The sequence below is a fragment of the Kitasatospora sp. NPDC041988 genome (assembly GCF_055588525.1).
Genome location: NZ_JBVJCO010000017.1, coordinates 144,610 through 167,079, shown reverse-complemented (window position 1 = coordinate 167,079; position 22,470 = coordinate 144,610). Strand labels below are relative to the sequence as shown.

The window sequence follows — 22,470 nt, the reverse complement described above, 5'->3', positions numbered from 1 at the left end:
GGAAAGGGGGGGGGGGGCGTGGGGGGGGGGGGGGGGTGGGAAGAGACGAAAGACCAAAGGGGCGGGGGGGGCGGGAGAGCGCGGGGGGACCGCGGTGGGAGGGGGGTCTCAGGGGTTTCGCGCGTCCGGACGCAGGCCCGTCCGGCCGCGCGTCCGGGCCCGTGTAGCAAGGGCCGGCGGGCCCGGCAAGGCCGGCCGCTGGCGGGATCCCGCCAGCGGGGTGAAACGCCCGAAGCGGACATCCGCCGCACCGGGACCACCCGTACCGGCGGGTGGCGAGACCTGGCCAATCCCCGGCGGCGCCCTGTCCTTTCCCCCTGTCGGATTGTCATGCTTCTGTCCAAGCCCCGTTCGACGGCCGTCGCCCCCACCCACCGACCGGCCGTCCAGGACCGCACGGGAGCAGCACGTCAGCGCCCTACCGCCCCACGGCGCCAACCCCGGCGCCCCGGTATGCGGCGTGACCGCGCACACGCGGTTTCCCGGAAGGAACCCCGTACGTGAAGCGAAAGCTGACAGCCGGCGCCGTACTCTCCGCCACCGCCCTGCTGGCCGGCGCCATCCAGGTCGCCGCCGCACCCGCCCAGGCCTCCGCCCCCTCCGTCACCCAGCAGCGCGACGCGCTGATCGCCCTGGCCGGCGGCGAGGCCGCCCCGCTCGCGCAGTCGCTCGCACTCGGCGGCCAGGAGCGGCTGGTCGTCAAGGACGCGGTGGTGGACGCCAACGGCGACCGCCACCTGCGCTACGAGCGCACGCTCGGCGGCCTGCCGGTGATCGGCGGCGACCTGGTGGTGCACCAGAAGGCCAGCGGCTCGATCACCTCGGTGGACCGGGCCTTCACCGGGCAGCTGTCGCTGCCGAGCCTCACCCCGCCGCTCTCCGCCGAGAAGGCCGCCGCCCAGGCGCTCGGAGCCGTCCGGGCCACCGTCGGCATCGCGGCCGACGAGGACGAGGCGGCGATCAGCCGGGTCGACGGCGCCGGCGCGGCCACCCTGGTGGTCTGGGCGGCCGACGGCAGCCCGCGGCTGGCGTACCAGACGGTGGTGCAGGGCCAGCGCGCCGACGGCACCCCGAGCAGCCAGCGGCTGGTCACCGACGCGGCCACCGGCGAGGTGCTCTCCACCCACGAGGAGTTCCAGACCGCGACCGGCAGCGGCAAGGGCGTCCACGTCGGCCCGGTCACCCTGACCACCACCCAGAGCGGCTCGACCTACCAGCTCAAGGACGCCTCGCGGGGCAACCAGTGGACCGGCAACGCCGACAGCGGCAACGCGCTGTACACCGACGCGGACAACGTCTGGGGCAACGGCCTCGCCTCCAACACCCAGTCCGCCGCGGTGGACGCCCAGTTCGGCGCCGGCGCGACCTGGGACTACTACAAGAACACCTTCGGCCGCAGCGGCATCAAGAACAACGGCGTCGGCGCGAGCAGCCGGGTGCACTACGGCAACGCCTACGTCAACGCGTTCTGGAACGACTCCTGCTTCTGCATGACGTACGGCGACGGCGCCAACGACAGCAACCCGCTGACGGCGATCGACGTGGCCGGCCACGAGATGACCCACGGCGTCACCTCCGCCACCGCCGGGCTGGTCTACTCCGGCGAGTCCGGCGGCCTCAACGAGGCCACCTCGGACATCTTCGGCACCATGGTCGAGTGGTACGCCAACCTGCCCTCGGACGTGCCGGACTACCTGATCGGCGAGAAGCTCAACATCAACGGCAACGGCACCCCGCTGCGCTACATGGACAAGCCCTCCAAGGACGGCCGGTCCAAGGACTCCTGGTACTCCGGGGTCGGCAACGTGGACGTCCACTACTCCTCGGGCGTGGCCAACCACTTCTTCTACCTGCTGGCCGAGGGCAGCGGCGCCAAGACCATCAACGGCGTCAGCTACAACAGCCCGACCTCCAACGGCTCCACCGTCACCGGCATCGGCCGGAACAAGGCCGCGGCCATCTGGTACCGCGCGCTGACCGTCTACTTCACCTCCACCACCAACTACAAGGCCGCCCGTACGGCGACCCTGAAGGCGGCCTCCGACCTCTACGGCGCGACCAGCACCGAGTACAAGGCGGTGGCCGCGGCCTGGAGCGCGGTCAACGTCAACTAGCCGGTCGCGAACCACCCCCGGGAATCCGGGCCGCCCCTGAACCACCTCCGGAAACGGCGACAGGCTGCCGGGGCCCTCTGGGAGAGGAGGCCCCGGCAGCCTGTCGGCCGTCGGACGGTCTGCGGCTCAGACCGCGGCGGGCTCGCGGGCCGGAACCGCCTCGCCGAGCTCCTCCTTCTTGAGGAGGCGCTCGGCGAAGAACCCGCCGGTGGGCAGCACCGAGAGGACGAAGAGCAGGATGCCGCGCTTCGCGTCCCAGTTCTGCGCCTGCCAGGCCATGATCCAGAAGACCACGTAGAGGATGAACAGAATCCCGTGGACCATGCCCATCACCGGGACGGCGTCGAAGCTGGTGGTTCGCTTGAGCACCGAGCAGACCAGGAGCAGGAGGAAGGAGAGGCCCTCGGGGCCGGAGACCAGGCGCAGGCGGTGGACGGCGCTGCTGTTCACGATGGGGCACCTCATACCGGAGTCGAAGATCGCTTGTGAACCGGCTCACAAGCATCTCCGCCATTATCACCGAGCACATGTCCCGGCCCACGGCCGGGGTCCGACCCGTGCCGGATGTCACAGCCCTGCAGCAGATCGCCCCCGGTCGCGGCGCCGGGCCGGCCACCGCCCCTATCCTGCTGCCGCGCCCCGGCGATCCGGGCGCCGTCCGCAACGCAGCACCACGGGGGTACCACCGATGTTCAAGCTGGACTGGGACCGAAGGACCTGTGCCCGGCGCGGGCACGTCACCTACGCGCCGACCGAGCCCGAGCTGAACCGCCGCCTGCACGCCACGACCTCGCTCGGCGACGCCTGGCGCTGCCTGCGCTGCGGCGACTTCGCACTCGGCGCCCCGCACGGCTCCGGACCGGCCGACGAGGCACCGCTGGTGCCGCGCGGCAAGGCCCTGCGGGACGTCTTCATCCTCCGCTTCCTCGCCGTCGAGCGGCTGCTGCGCGGGCTGCTGATCGTCGTCGTGGCCTGGGGCGTCTGGAAGTTCTCCAACAGCCAGGACGCCGTGCGCCGGGTCTTCGACGAGAACCTGACGGTGTTCCGGCCCGTGACCGAGCACTTCCACTGGGACCTCGAACACTCCCCGATCGCCGACACCATCCGCAAGACCTTCGACTACAAGCACAGCACCCTGCTGATCGTCGCGGGCGCACTCCTGGTCTACGCGCTGATCGAGATCGTCGAGGCGTACGGGCTCTGGCTGGGCCGGCGCTGGGCCGAGTACCTGACGGTGGTGGCCACCGCGGCCTTCCTCCCGCTGGAGGTGTACGAGCTGACCGAGCACATCAGCGCCCTGAAGATCTGCACGCTGGCGCTGAACATCATCGCGGTGCTCTGGATCCTGCTCTCCAAGCGCCTCTTCGGGCTGCGCGGCGGCGTGGTGGCCTTCGAGGCCGAGCGCCACTCGGCCTCGCTGCTGGAGGTGGAGCAGGCCGCGGGCGCCGTCCCGCAGGGCGCGCAGGCCCGGGTCTGATCCGGGCATTTGTCGCAGACCCGTACCAGAACGCCGACGCCCCCTCCCCCGCGCCCGCCCGAAACGGCTACATTGCGCCCGTGGCACAGTTTCGACTCCAGGGGTCCAAGACGCTCGCCGTCGACATGACGGGCGACGGCGTGAAAGCCAGAAACGGCTCGATGGTCGCGTACAGCGGCCAGATGAGCTTCAAGAAGCTCAGCGGTGGCGGTGACGGCCTGCGTGGCATGGTCACCCGCCGGCTGACCGGCGAGCAGATGACGGTCATGGAGGTGAAGGGGCAGGGCACCTGCTACTTCGCCGACAAGGCCACCGAGATCAACCTCGTCCGGTTGAACGGCGAGACGCTCTACGTCGAGTCCGACAACCTGCTCTGCACCGAGGGCACGCTGCGGACCGGCACCACCTTCACCGGTCTGAACGGCATCTCCTCCGGCAACGGCCTGTTCACCACCAAGGTCGAGGGCAGCGGCTGGGCCGCCGTCACCTCCAAGGGGCCGGCGATCATCCTGCGGGTCACCCAGGGCATGCCGCTGCGGGTGGACCCGGGTGCGTACGTGGCGCACACCGGCAATCTGAACCGCAGCCTCAAGTCCGGCGCCGGCTGGACCACGTTCATCGGCGAGGGCGGTGGCGAGGCCGTCCAGGTGGAGTTCACCGGCGAGGGCCTGGTGTACGTGCAGCCGTCCGAGAAGCTGACCGTCGGGGGCGACGTCTGATGCCGTTCACCAGGATCAACAACAAGATGATCGAGGCCCGGGTCGTCCCCGGGCAGCGCCTGTTCAGCCAGCGCGGCGCGATGCTCGCGTACACCGGCGAGGTCCGGTTCACGCCGAACATCACCGGCGGGCAGGGCGGCGTCATGTCGATGATCGGCCGCCGCGTGGCCAACGAGGACACCCCGCTGATGACGGTCGAGGGCCAGGGCACCGTGATGTTCGGCCACGGCGGCCACCATGTGCACGTGATCGAGCTGGCCGGCGACACCCTGTACGTCGAGGCGGACCGGCTGCTGGCCTTCGAGGGATCGCTGCAGCAGTCCACCATGTTCATGGGCTCGCAGGGCGGTGTGATGGGCATGGTCCGCGGTCAGGTGACCGGCCAGGGCCTGTTCACCACCAAGCTGGACGGCCACGGCGCGGTGGCGGTGATGGCGCACGGCGGCGTCTTCGAGCTGCCGATCACCCCGCACCAGCCGGTGCACGTCGACCCCCAGGCCTATGTCGCGCACCGCGGCCAGGTCCAGAACAAGCTGTCCACCGCGCTGGGCTGGCGCGACATGATCGGACGCGGCTCGGGCGAGGCCTTCCAGCTGGAGCTGTCGGGCAACGGCACCGTGTTCGTGCAGGCGAGCGAGGAGAAGCTCTGATGTCCTACCCGCCGCAGCCCCCGTACGGGCAGCCGAACGACCCGTACGGCCAGCAGCAGCCGTACGGCCAGCCGTCGCCGTACAACCAGCCCACCCAGCCCGGCTTCCCGGTGGCCCCGCCGCCACCCGGCTACGGCCCGCCGCCCGGCCAGGGCTACCCGCCCGCGCCGCCGCAGGGCCACCCCCAGCAGGGCTACCCCGCCCAGGGCTACCCCGCGCAGCAGCCGCCGCAGCAGTACGCCCAGGAGCAGTTCGGCGGCGCCCAAGCCCCGCTGCCCAAGGGGCAGGACGGCTCCGGCCCGGTGGTGCACGACGCGCACAGCCTGCCGGTCGACGACAACGTCAACCCGTACGCCTTCTCGGTGGACCTCAACGGGTCGTACTTCCTGCAGAAGGGCAAGATGATCGCCTACTACGGCGACATCTCCTTCAAGGGCGTCGGCGCCGGCGCGATCGACCGGATGCTCGGCCAGCACTTCAACTCGCCGATGCACGCGGCGGACTGGGTGGTCGCCGAGGGCCGGGGCAAGCTGCTCCTGGCCGACCGGGCCTTCGACCTCAACTCCTACGACCTGGAGGAGGGGAACCTGACGGTCCGCTCGGGCAACCTGCTGGCGTACGAGCCGACGCTGCGGCTGAAGCAGTCGATCATCCCCGGGTTCCTGACCCTGATCGGCACCGGCAAGTTCGTGGCCGCCTCCAACGGCCCGGTGCACTTCGTCGAGCCGCCGATCCGGGTGGACCCGCAGGCGCTGGTCGGCTGGGCGGACTGCCCCGCGCCGTGCCACCACTACGACCACGACTACATGCACGGGGTGATCGGCGGCATCCGCCGGCTGACCGGGCTGGGCGGGGCGTCCGGCGAGGAGCACCAGTTCGAGTTCATCGGCGCCGGTCAGGTGCTGCTGCAGTCGACCGAGGTGCTGATGGCCGAGCGCGCGGTCGGCCAGGTGCACGCCGAGGCGGGCGTGCCGATGGGCGGGGTGCCGTCGCAGCACGCGTCCGGCCACGGCGGCCAGCTGCCCAACGTCAACGTGCCGGGCCTCGGTAACCTGGGCGACCTCGGACGGCGCTTCGGACTCTGAACTTGTACAAGATTTAACTAAATACGGTATGCTGTTCCTCATGGATACGCACACAGTCGACGCCGCGGACGTCTCCCCCTCGGGCCCGGAGGAGGAGACTCCCTGGCTGACCGCCCGGGAGCAGCGGCTGTGGCGCGCCCATCTCGAGGTCGCCAAGCTGCTGGACTACCAGCTCGGCCGTGAACTCCAGCCGCACAACCTCGCGATCAACGACTACGAGATCCTGGTCGTGCTCTCCGAGGCGCCCGAGCGGCGGATGCGGATGACCGACCTGGCCACCGCCACCCTCCAGTCCAAGAGCCGGCTCTCGCACCAGATCACGCGGATGGAGACGGCCGGGCTGGTGCTGCGGCAGGAGTGCCCGGGCGACCGGCGCGGGCTCTACGCCCACCTCACCGAGCAGGGCTGGGAGACCATGCAGACGGTCGCCCCGGACCACGTGCGCAGCGTCCGGGCACACTTCATCGACCGCTTCACGCCCGAGCAGCTCGACGCGATGTACGAGGCGCTGGCCCCGGTCGCCGAACACCTGCGCGGGCTGCGCGGCCGCTCCTGAGCAGGCCCTGACCCCGGACCGTCCTGAACGCCGAGAGGGCCGGTCTCCCGTCGAGTACGGGAGACCGGCCCTCTCGGCGCGTTCAGCCCCGGGTGAGCCCGGCGACCAGCTCGTCGGCGGCCCCGTACGGGTCCAGCTCGCCGGCCACCACCCGCTCGGCCAGCGTGGCCAGGTGGCGGTCGCCGTGCAGATCGCCGATCCGGGCCCGCAGCGCGGCCAGCGCGATCGCCTCGACCTCGTCCGCGGCGCGGCGGCGGCGGCGCGCGGCCAGCTCGCCGTGCTCCTCCAGCCAGGCGCGGTGCTTCTCCAGCGCCTCGACGACCTCGTCCACGCCCTCGCCGCGGGCCGCGACGGTCTTCACGATCGGCGGGCGCCAGTCCCCCGCCTCGCGGGCCTCGCCGAGGCCGAGCATGTGGTTCAGCTCCCGGGCGGTGGCGTCGGCGCCGTCCCGGTCCGCCTTGTTGACCACGAAGACGTCGCCGATCTCCAGGATCCCGGCCTTGGCGGCCTGGATGCCGTCGCCCATCCCGGGGGCGAGCAGCACCACCGTGGTGTCCGCCTGGGCGGCGACCTCCACCTCGGACTGGCCGACGCCGACGGTCTCGACCAGGATCACGTCGCAGCCGGCCGCGTCCAGCACCCGCAGCGCCTGCGGGGCCGACCAGGAGAGGCCGCCGAGGTGGCCCCGGGTGGCCATCGAGCGGATGAAGACCTCCGGGTCGGTGGCGTGGTCCTGCATCCGGACCCGGTCGCCGAGCAGCGCGCCGCCGGAGAACGGCGAGGACGGGTCGACGGCCAGCACCCCGACCCGCTTGCCGAGCCGGCGGTAGGCGGAGACCAGCGCGGAGGTGGAGGTCGACTTGCCCACACCCGGCGACCCGGTCAGCCCGACGGTGTAGGCCCGGCCGGTGTACGGCGCGAGCGCCGCCATCGCCTCGCGCAGCTGCGGGGCGGCGTTCTCGACCAGCGAGATCAGCCGGGCGACGGCACGCGGACGGCCCTGCCGGGCCTGCTCGACCAACGTCGCGACATCGATCATCGGGATCTCCTTAACAGCTCAAGGCTGCGGACCGCTTGTGGCGGTCCGCAGCCCCGAAGATATGTCGGACGATCAGGCCTTCGGAACCCTGACGATCAGTGCGTCGCCCTGGCCGCCGCCGCCGCAGAGCGCGGCCGCGCCGACGCCGCCGCCGCGCCGCTGGAGCTCCAGCGCCAGGTGCAGCACCACGCGGGCGCCCGACATCCCGATCGGGTGGCCGAGCGCGATCGCGCCGCCGTTGACGTTGACGATGTCGGAGGAGACGCCCAGGTCCTTGCCGGACTGGTAGGCGACGGCCGCGAACGCCTCGTTGATCTCGATCAGGTCGAGGTCGGCGACCTCCAGGCCCTCCTTGGCCAGCGCGTGCTTGATCGCGTTGGACGGCTGCGACTGCAGCGAGTTGTCCGGGCCCGCGACGTTGCCGTGCGCGCCGATCTCGGCGATCCAGGTCAGGCCCAGCTCCTCGGCCTTGGCCTTGCTCATCACGACCACGGCGGCGGCGCCGTCGGAGATCTGCGAGGAGGTGCCGGCGGTGATCGTGCCGTCCTTGCTGAAGGCCGGGCGCAGCTTGGCCAGGCCCTCGACGGTGGTGTCCGCGCGGATGCCCTCGTCCTGGCTGAAGACGACCGGCTCGCCCTTGCGCTGCGGGATCTCGACCGGGACGATCTCGGCCTCGAAGACGCCGTTCTGCTGCGCCTTGGCGGCACGCTGGTGCGAGGCGGCGGCGATCTCGTCCTGGACCTCGCGCGGGATGCCGAGGCGGGTGTTGTGCTTCTCGGTGGACTCGCCCATCGGGATGTTCTCGTAGGCGTCGGTCAGACCGTCGTACGCCATCGCGTCCAGCAGCTCGACCGCGCCGTACTTGTAGCCCTCGCGGGACTTCGGCAGCAGGTGCGGGGCGTTGGTCATGGACTCCTGGCCGCCGGCCACCACGATGTCGAACTCGCCGGCGCGGATCAGCTGGTCGGCCAGCGCGATGGCGTCCAGGCCGGAGAGGCACACCTTGTTGATGGTGAGCGCCGGGACGTTCATCGGGATGCCGGCCTTGACGGCGGCCTGGCGGGCCGGGATCTGGCCGGCGCCGGCCTGCAGCACCTGGCCCATGATCACGTACTGGACCTGGTCACCCGTGATGCCGGCCCGCTCGACGGCGGCCTTGATCGCGAAGCCGCCGAGGTCGGCGCCGGAGAATCCCTTGAGCGAACCGAGCAGGCGACCCATCGGGGTCCGCGCACCGGCAACGATCACAGAGGTGGTGTTGGTCATGGGACGAGCCCCTTCGCACGTCGTGGCCAGGTGAGGATGCCGCTCAATGTACTGACCTGTAACCCGCCCGTCACCGGAGCGACGGTGTGATCGAGCGCACTGGCACTGTCCAGTCAACACCGTGTCAACCCGGTCCGGGTGAACCGTGCCGCGACCGTCCGCGCGCCGCAGCCGTGTGAGCAGGCTCGCACCGCCATCGCTGGCGCGCTCCGGCCGCATGCGCTGCACTGTTGCCGTCCCGTTGCCCGCCCAGACCCGGAGGCCACTGTGCTGACCCGCATCGACCACATCGGCATCGCCTGCCGCGACCTCGACAAGACGGTCGAGTTCTACCGCGCCACCTACGGCTTCGAGGTGTTCCACAGCGAGGTCAACGAGGAGCAGGGGGTGCGCGAGGCCATGCTCAAGATCAACGACACCGGCGACGGCGGCGCCTCCTACCTCCAGCTGCTGGAGCCCACCCGGCCCGACTCCACCGTCGCCAAGTGGCTGGAGAAGAACGGCGAGGGCGTCCACCACATCGCCTTCGGCACCGCCGACGTGGACGGCGACTCCGAGGAGATCCGCGCCAAGGGCGTCCGCGTCCTCTACGAGCAGCCGCGGATCGGCTCGATGGGCTCGCGGATCACCTTCCTGCACCCGAAGGACTGCGGCGGCGTCCTGACCGAGCTGGTCACCTCGGCCGAGCCGGCCGATCACGAGGCCCACTGAGCCCCCGGCGGGTGCCGCCGACGGGCGGCACCCGCTGGTGACCCATCAGTAATGTCGCCCTCTGCCCGGAAAACCCCCACGCGGCCATTCCCCCGCAGGGCGCTCCCACTACAATGCCCAGGTGCGCGAAGACTCCGGGGGACGGGGACGACGAGCACGGCCGATGACAGGCCCGTCCGCCCTCCGGTGGTCGGCCCGTCGCAGGGGAGTCCATTACGCGGGCACGGCTGAACAGTCGCAGTTCGGATCTGTCACCATTCTCCAAGGCAAGAGTTCGCCCAGAAGTCCACCCGGACGGGGGAACGCGGAACCACCGCGCTCCCATCGGCCAGGGCTTCGACGACCGTGGCGGACGCCCCCAGCTGAACAAGGGGTCGTCCACCGGCTGCGGATGCAAGGACCAGTCGGACCAGGACCCCGGACAACGGGCGCCCCGGAACGGCCGGGTCGAGGACGCGACCAGGAGATGGATGGGACCGCGGAGTGCGGGGCTACGACCGCTACGAGGCTGACGATCACCTCTCCCAGTTCGAGGCCGAGATGGATCGGACTCGGAAGGAGCGGGACAAGACTGCCGAGCATGCCGAAGACCTCGCCTACCAGGTGGAGGTGCTCCGGGCCAAGCTGCACGAGTCCCGCCGCATGCTCGCCCAGCCGCGCGCCTTCGACGCCGTCTCGGGCCAGGCCGAGCAGATGCTCCGCACCGCCGAGATGCAGGCCCAGCAGCTGCGCGCCGACGCCGAGCGGCACCTGCGCGACTCCCAGGCGGCCACCCAGCGCCTGATGGCCGAGGCCGCCGAGCGCACCGCCCGCCTGGAGGCCGAGCTCGCCGCGCGCCGCCGCCAGCTGGAGGACGAGCTCGCCGAGCTGCGCCGCAGCGCCGAGCAGCACGTCAACGAGAACGTCAACTGGGCCGAACAGACCCGGGCCGGCACCGAGCAGGAGGCCCAGCGCCTGCTCCAGGAGGCCCGCGCCGAGGCCGACCGGCTGATGGCCGGCGCCCGCGCCGAGGCCGCCGCCCTGTCCGACCAGGCCCGCGCGCAGACCGCCGCCGACGTCGACGCCGCCCGCGGGGAGGCCCAGGCCGCCGCCGAGGCCGCCCTCCAGCGCGCCCAGACCGACGCCGAGCGCCTGTTGCGCGCCGCCTCCGAGCAGGCCCAGCAGGCCGGCGCCCAGGCCGCCGCCGACGTCGACGCCGCCCGCGGCGAGGCCCAGCAGCAGCTGGCCGCCGCGCACGTCGCCGCCGAACAGCAGCTCGCCGCCGCGCAGGCCGAGATCGGCCGGCTCAAGGAGCACGCCGCCGCCGAGCAGCAGCGCGCCCAGGAGGCGCTCGGCCACGCCCAGGCCGAGATAGAGCGGCTGCGCGCCGAGGCGATCGCCGAGGCCGAGCGCACCCGGCGGGAGTCCGCCGAGCTGCGCGCCCAGGCCGAGGCCGCCGCCGAGCAGCTCCAGGCCGACGCCGAGGCCGCCGCCGAGCGCAAGGTCGCCGACGGCGAGGCCGCCAGCGAGCAGCGCTCGCAGACCGCCCGCGCCGAGGTGGCCCGGATGGTCGCCCAGGCCACCAAGGAGGCCGAGGCCGTCAAGGCCGAGGCCGCGACCAAGCAGGCCGAGGCGGAGGCCGCCAAGGCCGCCGCCTCCGAGGAGAGCGAGCGGCTGCGCGCCACCGCCGAGTCGGTGGCCGGCGAGCTGCGGGCCGAGGCCGAGGCCGCCATCGCCGACATGCGGGCGCAGGCCGAGTACGAGGTCGCCGAACTGCGGGCGCAGGCCGAGGCCGCCGCCGCACAGCTGCGCAGCGAGGCCGAGGAGGCCGGCCGCGCCGCCGGTGCCAAGGACGCCACCGTCCACCTCGCCAAGGCCGCCAAGACGGCCGAGGAGGTGCTCGCCCGGGCCAATCAGGACGCCGAGGCCGCCCGGACCGGTGCGTCCACGGAGGCCGAGCGAATCCGTACGGAGGCCGCCGCCGAGGCGCAGCGGCTGCGCGAGCAGGCCCAGGCCGCCGTCGAGCAGGCCCAGAACGCCGCCATGGACGACGCCGCGGCCGTCCGCGAGCGGATCCGGGAGATGCAGGACGAGGCCGCCCGGCTGCGGGCCGAGGCGGAGGAGCTGCGCGCCCAGGCCGCCGCCGAGGCCGACCGGGTCCGCGGCGAGGCCCGTCGCCAGGCCGTCGTCCAGATCGAGGAGTCGGCGAAGAACGCCGAGGAGCTGCTCACCAGGGCCAAGGCCGACGCCGACGAGCTGCGCGCGGGCGCGGCCGCCGAGATCGAGCGGCTGCGCGAGCACGCCAAGGAGCAGGCCGCCGAGACCCAGGGGCGCGCCGAGCAGACTCTGGGCCGGGCCCGCGCCGAGGCCGAGAAGACCATCGCCGCCGCCGAGCAGCAGGGCCAGGACGCGCTCGCCGCCGCCAAGGCCGCGGCCGCCGAGAACCGGGCCGCCGCCGAGCGAGAGACGGCCGAACTGCGCCGCGAGGCCAGTGAGTTCGACCAGCAGGTGCGCGCCGGGGCGACCTCCGCCGCGGAGGCGCTGCGGGCCGACGCGCAGGCCGATGCCGCCGCCGTCCGGGACGCCGCCGTCGCCGACGCCGAGCGGTTGCGGACCGAGACCGACACCGAGGTGGCCCGCTCCAGGGCCGAGGCCGAGGCCGCCGCCGACGCGCTGCGCGAGGAGAGCCGGCGCGAGCGCGAGGAGGCCGCCGCCGGGCTGCACCGCGAGCGCGAGGAGACCGCCGAGCAGCTGTCCGCCGCCCGGGCCGCCCGCGAACAGGCCGAACAGGCCGCCGCGGAGCTCACCGAGCACACCGCCGCCGAGACGGCCGCCCTCCGGCAGGCCGCCGAGGCGCACGCCGACCGGGTCCGGGCCGAGGCCGAGCAGACCGCCGCGGAGCTCACCGAGCACACCATCGCCGAGACCTCCCGCCTGCGCGCCGAGGCCGAACAGGCGCTGGAGAGCGCCCGGGCCGCCGCCGAGCAGCGGCTGGCCGAGGCCGAGGCGGCCGCCAAGGAGCTGCGCGAGCGGGCCGAGGCCGACCTCACGCTGGCCTCCGAGCAGGCCGAGACCGTCCGGGCCGAGGCCGGCCGGGAGCTGTCCGAGGCCCGCGCCACCGCCGACTCCGTCCGCGCCGAGGCGCAGGAGGTGCTGGAGCAGGCCCGCGTCGACGGCGAGGAGCTGGTCGCCGCCGCCAAGGCCGAGGGCGCCGCGCTGGTCTCCGTCGCCGAGGACGACGCCGCCGAGGTCCGCCAGTCGGTGGCCGGGATGTACGAGGCCGCCTCACAGCAGATCGCCGAGCTGCGGGCCACCGCCGAGGCCGAGGCCGCCGAGGTCCGCCGGGAGGCCGGGCAGGCCGCCGCCGAACTGCGCGACACCGCCGCCCGCGAGAGCGCCGAACTGCGGGCGCTGGCCGAACGGGAGACGACCGAGCTGCGCGAGCGGACCGACCGCGCCGTCGCCGAGCTGCACGAGACGGCCGACTGGGAGACCACCGAGCAGCGCGCCCTCGCGGACCGCGAGACCACCGAGCAGCGCGCCCTCGCCGACCGCGAGACCGCCGACCTGCGGGCCCGGACCGCCGCCGAGACCGCCGCCCTGCGCGAGCAGACCGAACTGGAGCTGGCCGCCGAACGCGAGGCCGCCGAGGCCGAACTGGGCCGCCGCCGCGCCGAGGCGCAGGCCTACGACGAGCAGCTGCGCGCCGAGGCCGAGACCGAGCTGCGGACCGCCCAGGAGGTCGCCGAGCAGCAGCGCGCCGACGCCGAGGCCCAGGCCGCCCGGACGGTGGCCGCCGCCGAGGCGCAGGCCGCCGCCGCGGTCGCCGAGGCCGAGGAGTTCGCCGCCTCGCTGCGGGCCGAGGCCGAGGAGTACGCGCTGGCCACCCGCAGTCTCGCGGACGAGTACGACGCGGCCACCCACGCCCGTGCCGACGCCTTCGACGCCGACACCCGCGAGGCCGCCGAGCAGTTCGACAAGGCCACCCGCGAGCACGCCAAGTCGGTGCTGGAGAAGGCCTTCGCGGACGCCGAGGCACTCGGCGAGGACGCCCAGACCACCGCGCTGGCCACCACCGCCGCAGCCGAGGAGCAGGCGGACGCGATGGTCGCGGCCGCCCGCAAGGAGGCCGACCGGCTGGTCGCCGCCGGCGAGGCGGCCGGCCAGGCCGAGGTCGAGAAGGGCCGGGCCGACGCCGACGCGCTGCTCTCCGAGGCCCGCCGGGACGCCACCGCGATCCGCGAGCGCGCCGAGGAGCTGCGCGAGCGCACCGACGCCGAGGTGGAGGCCCTGCACGAGCGCGCCCGCAAGGAGAACGCGCAGGCCATGAAGTCGGCCGGCGAGCGGGTTGACGCGCTGGTGACGGCCGCGCAGGAGCAGCTGACCGAGGCCGAGGAGCAGGCGGTGGCCGCCGTCACTGAGGCCGAGGACCGGGCGGCGGCGCTGGTCGCGGCCGCCGAGGACCGCGCCAACGAGCTGACCTCGGAGGCGTCCGCCGAGGCCAGCAAGGTCCGGATCTCGGCCGTCCGCAAGGCGGAGGGCCTGCTGAAGGAGGCCGAGACCAAGCTCGCCGACTCGACCGACCGCGCCGAGGCCCTGATCGTCAAGGCCGAGGCCAAGCTGAAGTCCGCCCAGGACGAGGCGGAGCAGCGGCTCGAATCGGCGTCGGCCGAGGCGCAGAAGCGGCTGCGGACCGCCGAGGAGTCCGCGGACGAGCAGATCGAGCTGGCCAAGGCGGAGTCCGAGCGGCTGCTCACCGAGGCGCGGGCCGAGGCGAAGCGGGTCACCGGCGAGGGCCGGCGCGAGCTGGACGAACTGGTGCGCCGCCGCAAGGACATCAACACCGAGATCTCCAGGGTGCAGGACGTGCTGTCCGCGCTGGAGGCGTTCGAGGCACCGTCACCGGTCGCCCAGGCCAACGGGGGAAGCAACACCAAGAAGGACGGGGGTGCCAAGGCCGGTGCCGGAGTCGGCGCCCCCCGGTCGGGTGGCAATCGCTCCAAGAGCGCACCACCCGATTGAGCGGACATTGTCCGCGAGACAACGGCGTTTCGCCGTAGACACTCCGGTACCGTGTCAGGATTCCCTCAACCACCTCAGCGGTTTGACGACAGGAAGCCCAGAACCCCATGAGCGACAGTCACTCCCCTCACGGCTTCGACCTGGTGCGCCGTGGGTACGAGCGCGCCCAGGTCGACGAGCGGATCACCAAGCTGGTGGCCGACCGTGACAGTGCCTTGACCCGGATCAGCGCGCTGGAGAAGCGCATCGAGGAGCTCCACCTGGAGACCCAGACCGCTCAGGCGGCGGTCACCGAGGCGGAGCCCTCCTACGCCGGTCTCGGCGCCCGCGTCGAGAAGATCCTGCGGCTGGCCGAGGAGGAGGCCAAGGACCTGCGCGACGAGGCGCACCGCGCCGCCGAGCAGCACCGCGAGCTCGCCGAGGCCGCCGCCCAGCAGGTCCGCACCGAGGCCGAGAACTACGCCAAGGACCGCAAGGCCAAGGCCGAGGACGAGGGTCTGCGGATCGTCGACAAGGCCAAGAGCGACAGCGCCCAGCTGCGCGCCGAGGCCAACAAGGACGCCCAGAACAAGCGTGAGGAGGCGGACGCCCTCTTCGAGGAGACCCGCACCAAGGCCGCCCAGGCCGCGCTGGAGTTCGAGACCAACCTGGCCAAGCGCCGCGAGCAGTCCGAGCGTGACCTGGCCGCCCGCCAGGCCAAGGCCGAGAAGCGCCTGGCCGAGATCGAGCACCGGGCCGAGCAGCTGCGCCTGGAGGCCGAGAAGCTGCGCACCGACGCCGAGCGCCGGGCCCGCCAGACCGTCGAGACGGCCCAGCGCCAGTCCGAGGACATCGTGGCGGACGCCAACGCCAAGGCCGACCGGATCCGCAGCGAATCCGAGCGCGAGCTGGCGGCGCTCACCAACCGCCGCGACAGCATCAACGCCCAGCTGACCAACGTCCGCGAGATGCTGGCGACGCTGACCGGCGCGGCCGTGGCCGCCGCGTCGCTGCCGAACGACGACACCATGGGCGTGCCCGCCCAGCAGTCGCGCTGACGCCGCGGCACGACGGGCCCTCACCCTCCGGGGTGGGGGCCCGTCGTGCTGTCCGGCCGGGCCGCAGGGCCGGCGCAGCAGCGGGGGGGGGGGGGGGGGGGGGGGGGGGGAAGGGGGGGGGGGGGGGGGGGGGGGCCCCCCCCCCCCCCCCCGCGCGCGTTCACCGCGGGTAGGCCCCGTCCGGCCGCTGGTGGCCGCAGCTCAGCTGGTTGCCGTCGTCGTCCGAGACGGTGCCGAACCACGAGGTGCACCAGACCGAGACCGAGTCCGGCCAGTACTGGACCTCGAAGGGGTGGCCCGGGCCGTAGTCCCCGTACGAGGTGACGATGAAGGTCTCCCCCGGCCGCAGCCAGTAGTCCTCGCCGAGCGGCTCCAGCGTCAGCTCGACCAGGCCCTCCCCCCGGTTGGTGACGGGCATCCGGCCGGTGACCTCCAGCGCCGAGAAGTCCCAGCTGCCCGGCTCCGCGCTCCCCTCGCTCATCCGGCCACCCGCTCCAGCAGCCGGCGGACGACGGCGTCGAACTGCTCCGGCGCCTCCAGCGCGCTCAGGTGACCCACGCGCGGGAGCACGGTCAGCTCGGCGTCCGGCCGCGCCCGCGCCATCAGTTCGGCCTCGGAGAGCGGCATCAGGCCGTCCTCCGCGCCCGCCACCACGGCGACCGGCACCCGCACCCCGGCCAGCACGTCCAGGGTCTCCGGCCGGGCCGCCATCGCCCGCTGCGCCCAGGCGACCGCCGCCGGCGGCGCCGCTGCGATCATCCCCTGCACCCGGTCGACCAGGTGCCCGGAGTCCGGCCCGAGCTGGCCGGCCGCCACCTTCTCGTCCAGCAGCAGCTGGACGCTGTCGCGGGCCAGCACCGCGGCGGCGATCCGCTCCCGGTTGGCCCGGGCGGCGTCGGTGTCGGCGGTGGCCTTGGTGTTGGCCAGCAGCAGCCCGGCCAGCCGGTCCGGGTGGCGGCGGGCGAAGGCCAGCGCGACGTACCCGCCCATCGAGAGGCCGCCGAGCACCACCCGCTCGATCCCGGCCGCGTCCAGCAGCAGGGCGACATCGTCGGCGACCGCGTCCAGCGAGGGCTCGTCCGTGCCCAGCTCGGTGCCGCCGAAGCCGCGCTGGTCGGGGGCGAGGACCCGGGCCTCGTGGCCGGTGGTTCCGGGCAGGGAATCCAGTTGGGCGGACCACATCGAGGCGTTGAGCGGGAAGGCGTGCAACAGCACGAGGGGTGTTCCGGTACCGCTCTCGCGGACGGACACTGCGGAGGGGAGCTGGGTCATGCGCCCACCGTATTCCGGTGCGCCCGGCGGGCCCACTCAGCGGGCCGCCCTGTCCGCTTTGTCATAGCCTGACGGAGAGTAAGGGAGCGCGAATGATCGAGTTGCACGACCTGACAAAACGTTACGGCAAGACCCTTGCCGTGGACCGGCTGAGCTTCCAGGTGCCGCAGGGCGTGGTCACCGGCTTCCTCGGCCCCAACGGTGCGGGCAAGTCCACCACGATGCGCATGATCCTCGACCTGGACCGGCCCACCGCCGGCCGGGTCACCATCGACGGCAAGAGGTACGGACAGCTCAGCGAGCCGCTCAAGTACATCGGCGCGCTGCTGGAGGCCAAGGCCGTCCACCCCGGCCGCAGCGCCCGCGACCACCTGCTCTGGCTCGCCCAGAGCAACCGCATCCCCACCTCCCGGGTGGACGAGGTGCTCGCCCTGGTCGGCCTCACCCCGGTCGCCCGCAAGCGCGCCCGCGGCTTCTCGCTCGGCATGGGCCAGCGGCTCGGCATCGCCTCCGCCCTGCTCGGCGACCCCGAGATCGTGATGTTCGACGAGCCGGTCAACGGGCTCGACCCGGAGGGCATCCTCTGGATCCGCAACCTGATGAAGCGCCTCGCCGGCGAGGGCCGGACCGTCTTCGTCTCCTCCCACCTGATGAGCGAGATGGCCGTCACCGCCGACCGCCTGGTCGTGATCGGCAGGGGCCGGCTGCTCGCCGACATGTCGATGGCCGAGTTCATCCGGCACAACTCGCGCTCCGCCGTCCGGCTGCGCACCCCGCACCCCGAGCGGCTGCTGGACGTGCTGGCCGGCGCCGGGCTCCGGCACGAACCCGGCCCGGACGGCTCGTACGAGGTGGTCGACGGAAACCTCGCCCAGCTCGGCGAACTGGCTGCCGGCCACGGCGTGGTGCTGCACGAGCTGAGCCCCCAACAGGCCTCGCTGGAAGAGGCGTTCATGCAGATGACGGCCGACTCGGTGGAGTACCACGCCGGGGACGGCGAGGGCCGCGACGCGGCCGGCGCACCCGGCACCTGGGGCGCCACCTGGCAGGGCGGCACGGCGAAGCAGCCGGCGGCCAGCGGCACGGAGGAGAACTGAGATGGCGTCCTTCCCGGCGGTCCTGCGCTCCGAGTGGACGAAGATCCGCAGCGTCCGCTCGACGGTCTGGACGCTCGCACTGGCCTTCGTCGTCACGCTCGGTGTCGGTGCTCTGCTCTCCCTGCTCACCAACAACAACTTCGCCGAGTTCCGCGGCGACGAGGACACCCCGTTCGACGCCACCGGGACGGCTTTCTCCGGCATCATGCTGGGCGAACTGGCCATCATCGTCTTCGGCGTGCTCGCGGTCGGCAACGAGTACAGCAGCGGGATGATCAGGGTCACCCTGGCCGCCGTCCCGCAGCGCGGCACCCTGCTGACCGGCAAGGCGGTGGTGCTCGGCGCCCTGGCCTTCGCGGTCTCCCTGGTCACGGCGTTCATCACGTTCTTCGTCGGCCAGGCCCTGCTCGGCGACCACTCCACCAGCATCTCCGAACCGCACGTGCTGCGTGCGGTGTTCGGCGCGGCGCTCTACCTGACGATGCTCTGCCTCTTCTCGGCCGGCGTCACCGCGATGCTGCACAACCAGACGCTGGCGCTCGGCGTCCTGGTGCCGTTCTTCTTCCTGCTCTCGCCGATCCTCTCGGCGGTGCCGAAGGTCAAGACACTGGCCCACTACTTCCCGGACTACGCGGGCTCGCGGATGCTCCTGGTGTACGAGCAGCACGGCCAGCCGTACGGCCCCTGGGCCGGCTTCGCGATCTGCCTGGCCTGGACGCTGGCCGCACTGGTCGGCGGCGCGTTGGTCCTGAAGAACCGCGACGCCTGACCAGGGCGGTGTGACCCGCGGCGCCCCTCAGTAGCGGGGGGCGCCGCGGCCGCGCTGGATGTTCGAGGCGCGGCGCTCGCGGGCGCCCCAGCAGGCGCGGTGCCAGTGCCGCCGGTCGTCCACCCCGGCGCCGTGCATCGGCCAGGCCACCACATGGCCGACGCCCGGGGGGATCTCCTGGTCGCAGCCCGGGCAGCGGTAGAACCGGCCGGGCGTGCCCGCCACCGTCTGGACGACCCATTCGTCGCCCTGATAGCTGTCGGTGCGGCGCAGCGCGCCACCGAGCGGGGCGGCCGGCTCCGCCGTCTCGCGATCGGCGGCGGTCTTGATCCGGTTGCGGCGGGGCGACACGTCGGGCTACCTCTCTGCGGGGGCTCGGAACCATTCCAGCCTAGGGCGTGCGACTCATCCCCAGGGCCCCTATCACGCCACTGTCCGGCACTTCGGTGTTTCCCGTGATATCCACCCGATCTTCCGCGAAATTCGTGGTTCGGCGTGCCATTGGCACATGACATCGGTTACTCACAAGGGGACAGGCGGGGCCCGCAGACCCTGCGCGCACCCGAGGAGGCCCAAGGATGACCAAGACCAGCGCCCGAGCCGAGACCCGCCGGCCCGTCGGAGTCCGGTCCCCGGCACCCGGCCAGGTGCTGGCGGCCGCCGTCCCGGTGACCGCCGCCCCTGCCGCCCCGCTGCCCGCGCCGCAGCGCTCCGGCGCGCTCCCCCCGGAGACGGCGCCCGTCCGCGTCGGCGCCTTCCTGCTCTCGGCGCAGTTCCCCGGCCAGACCCACGGCGAGGCCCTGGACCGGACCGTCCGGGCCGCCGTCGAGGCCGAGCGGGCGGGCCTGGACAGCGTCTGGCTGGCCGAACACCACTTCGTCCCGTACGGGGTCTGCCCGAACGCCGCCACCCTCGCCGCGATGCTGCTCGGCCGCACCCGCCGGATCGGCGTCGGTACGGCGGTCAGCGTGCTCTCCACCGCCCACCCGGTGTCCCTCGGCGAGCAGGCCGCGCTGCTGCACCTCACCTCGGGCGGGCGGTTCACGCTCGGGGTCGGCCGCGGCGGGCCCTGGATCGACCTGGACGTGTTCGGCAGCGGCGTGGACGCCTTCGAGCAGGGCTTCCCCGAGCGGCTCGACCTGCTGCTGCGCTGGCTGCGCGGCTCCCGGGTCGGCGCGGACGGGCCGCAGTTCAGCTTCCCCGAGGTGGCCGTGGTGCCGCGGGCGAGCGAGCCGCCGCGCACGCCCGACCTCGGCGCCTGGCTCGGCCTCGGCGACCAGTCCGGGCTGCTGCGCTTCCCCCGTCAGCGCAAGGACGCCGACGGGGCCGGCGACGAACTCACCACCGCGGGGCGCCCGGCGGCCGGCCCGCCGGTGGTGGTCGCCTGCACCTCGCCCGGTGGGGTCCGGCTGGCCGCCGAACGCGGGCTGCCGATGCTGCTCGGCATGCACTCCGGCGACGACGACAAGCTGCAGATGCTGGAGCTGTACCGGACGGCCTGGCTGGCCGCCGGGCGCGGCGAGGAGCAGCTGCGCCGGGTGACCCGCCAGCACGTCGCGGCCGGCGTGGCCCAGGTGGACGACCGGACCTCGACCGCCAGGGCCACCCTGCTGCGGGCGATGCCGGGCTGGTTCGAGTACGGGCTCGGCGCGCACCGCACGGTGGACGGCCGGGAGCGCAAGATGCGCGACCCGCACCAGTACACCGAACTCCTTTGCGACCTGCACGCGGTGGGCACGCCGAAGCAGTGCGCCGACCGGCTGCTGGCCACCGCCGAGCGCACCGGAATCCGCCGCTTCGCGCTGCTCGCCGAGGGCAGCGGCGACCGCGAGGCCACCCTGCACAACATCGCCCGGCTCGGCTCCGAGGTCCTGCCGCAGCTGAGCTGAGCAGCTCGCCGTCCGCCGACGGGCGGCCCGGGCCGCCCCTCCCCCTTGGCGGGGGCGGGGCGGCCCGGTGGCGTGCCGGCGCCGGGGCGGCGCGATCCGACGACGGGTCAGCAGTCCCGGAGCTCCTCGGACTGGTTGAGCAGCTGCTCCCGGACGGACGTGAAGCGGTCGAACCGCGCCTCGTTGGAGTCCGACGGCAGGAACACCGCCACCCGGTGACAGTTCTGGAAGGCCAGCCGGACACCGAAGTGGCGCTGCAGCGCACCCCGGATGGCGTCGCTGGCGAGGGCCCGGAGGAGCTGGCCGCGGGCCTGCTCGCTGGGCGGCGGTACGTGGTTGTCGGCGAAGTCGGTGCCGTCGACCTTCGCCTGGGCGACCAGCGAACTGATCAGCTCCCAGGCGTACGGCAGGGAGACGCGGACGCAGTCGACGAATTCCCGCTCGTCGACCTCGCCCCGCTCGGCCTTCTCGAGCAGGGCCGGTGAGACGTCGAGCGACATGGATTCTCCTCTCGCGGTCCACCCGCGCGGCGCCCGGGTGGTGATGCGTAGTCCAAGCTGAGGGTGAGGGTGGGCGAATCGCGCGTGATGTCCGGAACACCGTCGGACGGCTGTTTCCGGCACCGTGCGGAGGCGTCGGCGCCGAGGACGTGTCGAGGGACGTGTCGGGGGCGTCGGCCGCTCAGAACAGCGTGGCAGTCAACGGAGGGCCAGGCCGGTGATTCCTTCGGATTGCTCCGGAAATACGCCTCGGTGCACCAGATTGGCCGGATCACGTTGGATCGTTCATCCGAAGTCTCCATCCCCGTTGACAGCGCTCCTGCGAGCACTCCGTCACACACCGTAGCGGCCCGAGGGAATGGGCGCCAGGGTGCCGACAGGCGTTCGCCGGATCGCCGAACCTCCATGTTCGCGGGGTTCGCGGATTCTTCACCCGGTCGTCGCGGAATCGCATCAACTGGCCCCAGTGGGCTAGCGTGGTCGACCGTGCGTCTCGTAATTGCCCGCTGCTCAGTCGACTATGCCGGTCGGCTCTCCGCCCATCTGCCCTCCGCCACCAGGCTCATCCTGGTCAAGGCCGACGGCAGCGTCAGCATCCACGCCGACGACCGCGCCTACAAGCCGCTCAACTGGATGTCCCCGCCGTGCGTCCTCAGAGAGGCCGACGGGGTCTGGACGGTGGAGAACAAGGCCGGCGAGAAACTCATCATCACACTGGAGGAGGTGCTGCACGACTCGTCCCACGAGCTCGGGGTCGACCCGGGCCTGATCAAGGACGGCGTCGAGGCACACCTCCAGGTGCTGCTGGCGGACCGGATGGAGGTGCTCGGCGCCGGCTGGTCCCTGATCCGCCGCGAGTACCCGACCGCGATCGGCCCGGTCGACATCCTCTGCCGCGACTCGGACGGCGCGACGGTCGCCGTCGAGATCAAGCGCCGCGGCGAGATCGACGGCGTCGAACAGCTCACCCGGTACCTGGAGCTGCTCAACCGGGACCCGCTGCTCGCCCCGGTCAAGGGCATCTTCGCCGCGCAGGAGATCAAGCCCCAGGCCCGCGTCCTGGCCACCGACCGCGGCATCGGCTGCGTGGTGCTGGACTACGACGCGCTGCGCGGCATCGACGACGACAAGCTGAAGCTGTTCTGACCCGGACCGCTCCCTGACCGGTCAGGGCGTGGACGGAGGCGGGGGGGGGGGGGGGGGGGGGGGGGGGGGGGGGGGTTGGGGGGGGGGGGGGGGGGGGGGGGGGGGGGGGGGGGGGGGGGGGGGAGGGGGGGGCGGGCTTCGT

General features: G+C 73.2%; 20 protein-coding genes. 13 read left to right on the top strand and 7 right to left on the bottom strand.

All coding sequences use genetic code 11. The annotated features are described in order from the left end of the window. Positions 1 to 500 precede the first annotated feature (500 nt). Positions 501 to 2,114 (top strand): M4 family metallopeptidase, encoded by a 1,614-nt coding sequence (locus ACZ6NC_RS19270; protein WP_465734242.1) that lies wholly within the window; start codon positions 501 to 503, stop codon positions 2,112 to 2,114. Between the two features lie 126 nt (positions 2,115 to 2,240). Here ACZ6NC_RS19270 and ACZ6NC_RS19265 read toward each other — a convergent pair whose 3' ends face one another. Continuing rightward, positions 2,241 to 2,579 (bottom strand): DUF3817 domain-containing protein, encoded by a 339-nt coding sequence (locus ACZ6NC_RS19265; RefSeq protein WP_465734240.1) that lies wholly within the window; start codon positions 2,577 to 2,579, stop codon positions 2,241 to 2,243. Positions 2,580 to 2,802: 223 nt separating this feature from the next. Here ACZ6NC_RS19265 and ACZ6NC_RS19260 point away from each other — a divergent pair, with 223 nt between their 5' ends. The 5 genes from ACZ6NC_RS19260 (at position 2,803) to ACZ6NC_RS19240 (ending at position 6,601) form a co-directional block, all read left to right on the top strand. Then, the gene (locus ACZ6NC_RS19260) at positions 2,803 to 3,591 is read left to right on the top strand and encodes a DUF2127 domain-containing protein (protein ID WP_465734238.1); all 789 of its coding nucleotides are present in this window, start codon (positions 2,803 to 2,805) and stop codon (positions 3,589 to 3,591) included. 80 nt (positions 3,592 to 3,671) lie between these two features. After that, positions 3,672 to 4,310: an AIM24 family protein gene (locus ACZ6NC_RS19255; protein ID WP_465734237.1), complete on the top strand. Its 639-nt coding sequence runs from the start codon at positions 3,672 to 3,674 to the stop codon at positions 4,308 to 4,310. After that, positions 4,310 to 4,960 (top strand): AIM24 family protein, encoded by a 651-nt coding sequence (locus ACZ6NC_RS19250; protein WP_396320870.1) that lies wholly within the window; start codon positions 4,310 to 4,312, stop codon positions 4,958 to 4,960. Before ACZ6NC_RS19255 ends, ACZ6NC_RS19250 begins: the two co-directional genes overlap by 1 nt. A gap of 272 nt (positions 4,961 to 5,232) precedes the next feature. Further along, entirely contained in the window at positions 5,233 to 6,045 is an 813-nt protein-coding gene (locus ACZ6NC_RS19245; RefSeq protein WP_465734265.1) for an AIM24 family protein, read from the top strand. Between the two features lie 40 nt (positions 6,046 to 6,085). Next, positions 6,086 to 6,601 (top strand): MarR family winged helix-turn-helix transcriptional regulator, encoded by a 516-nt coding sequence (locus tag ACZ6NC_RS19240; RefSeq protein WP_465734236.1) that lies wholly within the window; start codon positions 6,086 to 6,088, stop codon positions 6,599 to 6,601. Positions 6,602 to 6,683: 82 nt separating this feature from the next. Here ACZ6NC_RS19240 and meaB read toward each other — a convergent pair whose 3' ends face one another. Next, positions 6,684 to 7,640, bottom strand: a complete 957-nt coding sequence (meaB, locus tag ACZ6NC_RS19235; protein WP_465734234.1) for a methylmalonyl Co-A mutase-associated GTPase MeaB — start codon at positions 7,638 to 7,640, stop codon at positions 6,684 to 6,686. Between the two features lie 72 nt (positions 7,641 to 7,712). After that, positions 7,713 to 8,906, bottom strand: a complete 1,194-nt coding sequence (locus tag ACZ6NC_RS19230) for an acetyl-CoA C-acetyltransferase (RefSeq protein ID WP_465734232.1) — start codon at positions 8,904 to 8,906, stop codon at positions 7,713 to 7,715. Positions 8,907 to 9,173: 267 nt separating this feature from the next. On the opposite strand from ACZ6NC_RS19230, the gene mce reads away from it, so the two are divergent. From mce to ACZ6NC_RS19215, 3 genes are all read left to right on the top strand, one after another. Further along, positions 9,174 to 9,617 carry a methylmalonyl-CoA epimerase gene (gene mce / locus ACZ6NC_RS19225; protein WP_465734230.1) on the top strand — a complete coding sequence of 148 codons (444 nt, stop codon included), beginning with the start codon at positions 9,174 to 9,176 and terminating at the stop codon, positions 9,615 to 9,617. A 483-nt stretch (positions 9,618 to 10,100) separates the two neighbouring features. Then, positions 10,101 to 14,618, top strand: coding sequence for a hypothetical protein (locus ACZ6NC_RS19220; RefSeq protein WP_465734228.1), 4,518 nt, complete (start codon positions 10,101 to 10,103; stop codon positions 14,616 to 14,618). Between the two features lie 107 nt (positions 14,619 to 14,725). Continuing rightward, positions 14,726 to 15,655 carry a coiled-coil domain-containing protein gene (locus ACZ6NC_RS19215; protein ID WP_218201876.1) on the top strand — a complete coding sequence of 310 codons (930 nt, stop codon included), beginning with the start codon at positions 14,726 to 14,728 and terminating at the stop codon, positions 15,653 to 15,655. Between the two features lie 160 nt (positions 15,656 to 15,815). Here ACZ6NC_RS19215 and ACZ6NC_RS19210 read toward each other — a convergent pair whose 3' ends face one another. Beyond that, a complete protein-coding gene (locus tag ACZ6NC_RS19210) occupies positions 15,816 to 16,136 on the bottom strand; it encodes a hypothetical protein (RefSeq protein ID WP_465734226.1) in 321 nt (106 codons plus the stop codon). Further along, positions 16,133 to 16,927 carry an alpha/beta fold hydrolase gene (locus ACZ6NC_RS19205; RefSeq protein ID WP_465734224.1) on the bottom strand — a complete coding sequence of 265 codons (795 nt, stop codon included), beginning with the start codon at positions 16,925 to 16,927 and terminating at the stop codon, positions 16,133 to 16,135. The genes ACZ6NC_RS19210 and ACZ6NC_RS19205 overlap by 4 nt, the downstream gene beginning before the upstream one ends. Positions 16,928 to 17,019: 92 nt before the next feature. On the opposite strand from ACZ6NC_RS19205, the gene ACZ6NC_RS19200 reads away from it, so the two are divergent. Beyond that, positions 17,020 to 18,024, top strand: coding sequence for an ABC transporter ATP-binding protein (locus ACZ6NC_RS19200; protein ID WP_465734222.1), 1,005 nt, complete (start codon positions 17,020 to 17,022; stop codon positions 18,022 to 18,024). Position 18,025: 1 nt separating this feature from the next. Continuing rightward, positions 18,026 to 18,793, top strand: coding sequence for an ABC transporter permease subunit (locus tag ACZ6NC_RS19195; protein ID WP_465734220.1), 768 nt, complete (start codon positions 18,026 to 18,028; stop codon positions 18,791 to 18,793). Positions 18,794 to 18,820: 27 nt separating this feature from the next. Here ACZ6NC_RS19195 and ACZ6NC_RS19190 read toward each other — a convergent pair whose 3' ends face one another. Further along, positions 18,821 to 19,144, bottom strand: coding sequence for an ATP/GTP-binding protein (locus tag ACZ6NC_RS19190; protein ID WP_465734218.1), 324 nt, complete (start codon positions 19,142 to 19,144; stop codon positions 18,821 to 18,823). Positions 19,145 to 19,371: 227 nt separating this feature from the next. On the opposite strand from ACZ6NC_RS19190, the gene ACZ6NC_RS19185 reads away from it, so the two are divergent. Next, positions 19,372 to 20,682 carry an LLM class flavin-dependent oxidoreductase gene (locus tag ACZ6NC_RS19185; RefSeq protein WP_465734216.1) on the top strand — a complete coding sequence of 437 codons (1,311 nt, stop codon included), beginning with the start codon at positions 19,372 to 19,374 and terminating at the stop codon, positions 20,680 to 20,682. A 107-nt stretch (positions 20,683 to 20,789) separates the two neighbouring features. Here the strand turns inward: ACZ6NC_RS19185 and ACZ6NC_RS19180 are convergent, their stop codons facing one another. After that, positions 20,790 to 21,182: an SCO5389 family protein gene (locus tag ACZ6NC_RS19180; RefSeq protein ID WP_329489629.1), complete on the bottom strand. Its 393-nt coding sequence runs from the start codon at positions 21,180 to 21,182 to the stop codon at positions 20,790 to 20,792. A 486-nt stretch (positions 21,183 to 21,668) separates the two neighbouring features. On the opposite strand from ACZ6NC_RS19180, the gene nucS reads away from it, so the two are divergent. Further along, positions 21,669 to 22,328 carry an endonuclease NucS gene (gene nucS, locus ACZ6NC_RS19175; RefSeq protein WP_465734214.1) on the top strand — a complete coding sequence of 220 codons (660 nt, stop codon included), beginning with the start codon at positions 21,669 to 21,671 and terminating at the stop codon, positions 22,326 to 22,328. Positions 22,329 to 22,470: the final 142 nt, after the last annotated feature.

What these genes read in the sequence shown, in the direction of transcription:
- ACZ6NC_RS19195 (WP_465734220.1), top strand. Translation starts at nt 18,026, where the DNA reads ATGGCGTCCTTCCCGGCGGTCCTGCGCTCCGAGTGGACGAAGATCCGC.
- ACZ6NC_RS19210 (WP_465734226.1), bottom strand. Translation starts at nt 16,136, where the DNA reads ATGAGCGAGGGGAGCGCGGAGCCGGGCAGCTGGGACTTCTCGGCGCTG.
- ACZ6NC_RS19205 (WP_465734224.1), bottom strand. Translation starts at nt 16,927, where the DNA reads ATGACCCAGCTCCCCTCCGCAGTGTCCGTCCGCGAGAGCGGTACCGGA.
- ACZ6NC_RS19230 (WP_465734232.1), bottom strand. Translation starts at nt 8,906, where the DNA reads ATGACCAACACCACCTCTGTGATCGTTGCCGGTGCGCGGACCCCGATG.
- ACZ6NC_RS19265 (WP_465734240.1), bottom strand. Translation starts at nt 2,579, where the DNA reads ATGAGGTGCCCCATCGTGAACAGCAGCGCCGTCCACCGCCTGCGCCTG.
- ACZ6NC_RS19180 (WP_329489629.1), bottom strand. Translation starts at nt 21,182, where the DNA reads ATGTCGCTCGACGTCTCACCGGCCCTGCTCGAGAAGGCCGAGCGGGGC.
- ACZ6NC_RS19215 (WP_218201876.1), top strand. Translation starts at nt 14,726, where the DNA reads ATGAGCGACAGTCACTCCCCTCACGGCTTCGACCTGGTGCGCCGTGGG.
- ACZ6NC_RS19200 (WP_465734222.1), top strand. Translation starts at nt 17,020, where the DNA reads ATGATCGAGTTGCACGACCTGACAAAACGTTACGGCAAGACCCTTGCC.
- meaB (WP_465734234.1), bottom strand. Translation starts at nt 7,640, where the DNA reads ATGATCGATGTCGCGACGTTGGTCGAGCAGGCCCGGCAGGGCCGTCCG.
- ACZ6NC_RS19240 (WP_465734236.1), top strand. Translation starts at nt 6,086, where the DNA reads ATGGATACGCACACAGTCGACGCCGCGGACGTCTCCCCCTCGGGCCCG.
- ACZ6NC_RS19185 (WP_465734216.1), top strand. Translation starts at nt 19,372, where the DNA reads ATGACCAAGACCAGCGCCCGAGCCGAGACCCGCCGGCCCGTCGGAGTC.
- ACZ6NC_RS19250 (WP_396320870.1), top strand. Translation starts at nt 4,310, where the DNA reads ATGCCGTTCACCAGGATCAACAACAAGATGATCGAGGCCCGGGTCGTC.
- ACZ6NC_RS19260 (WP_465734238.1), top strand. Translation starts at nt 2,803, where the DNA reads ATGTTCAAGCTGGACTGGGACCGAAGGACCTGTGCCCGGCGCGGGCAC.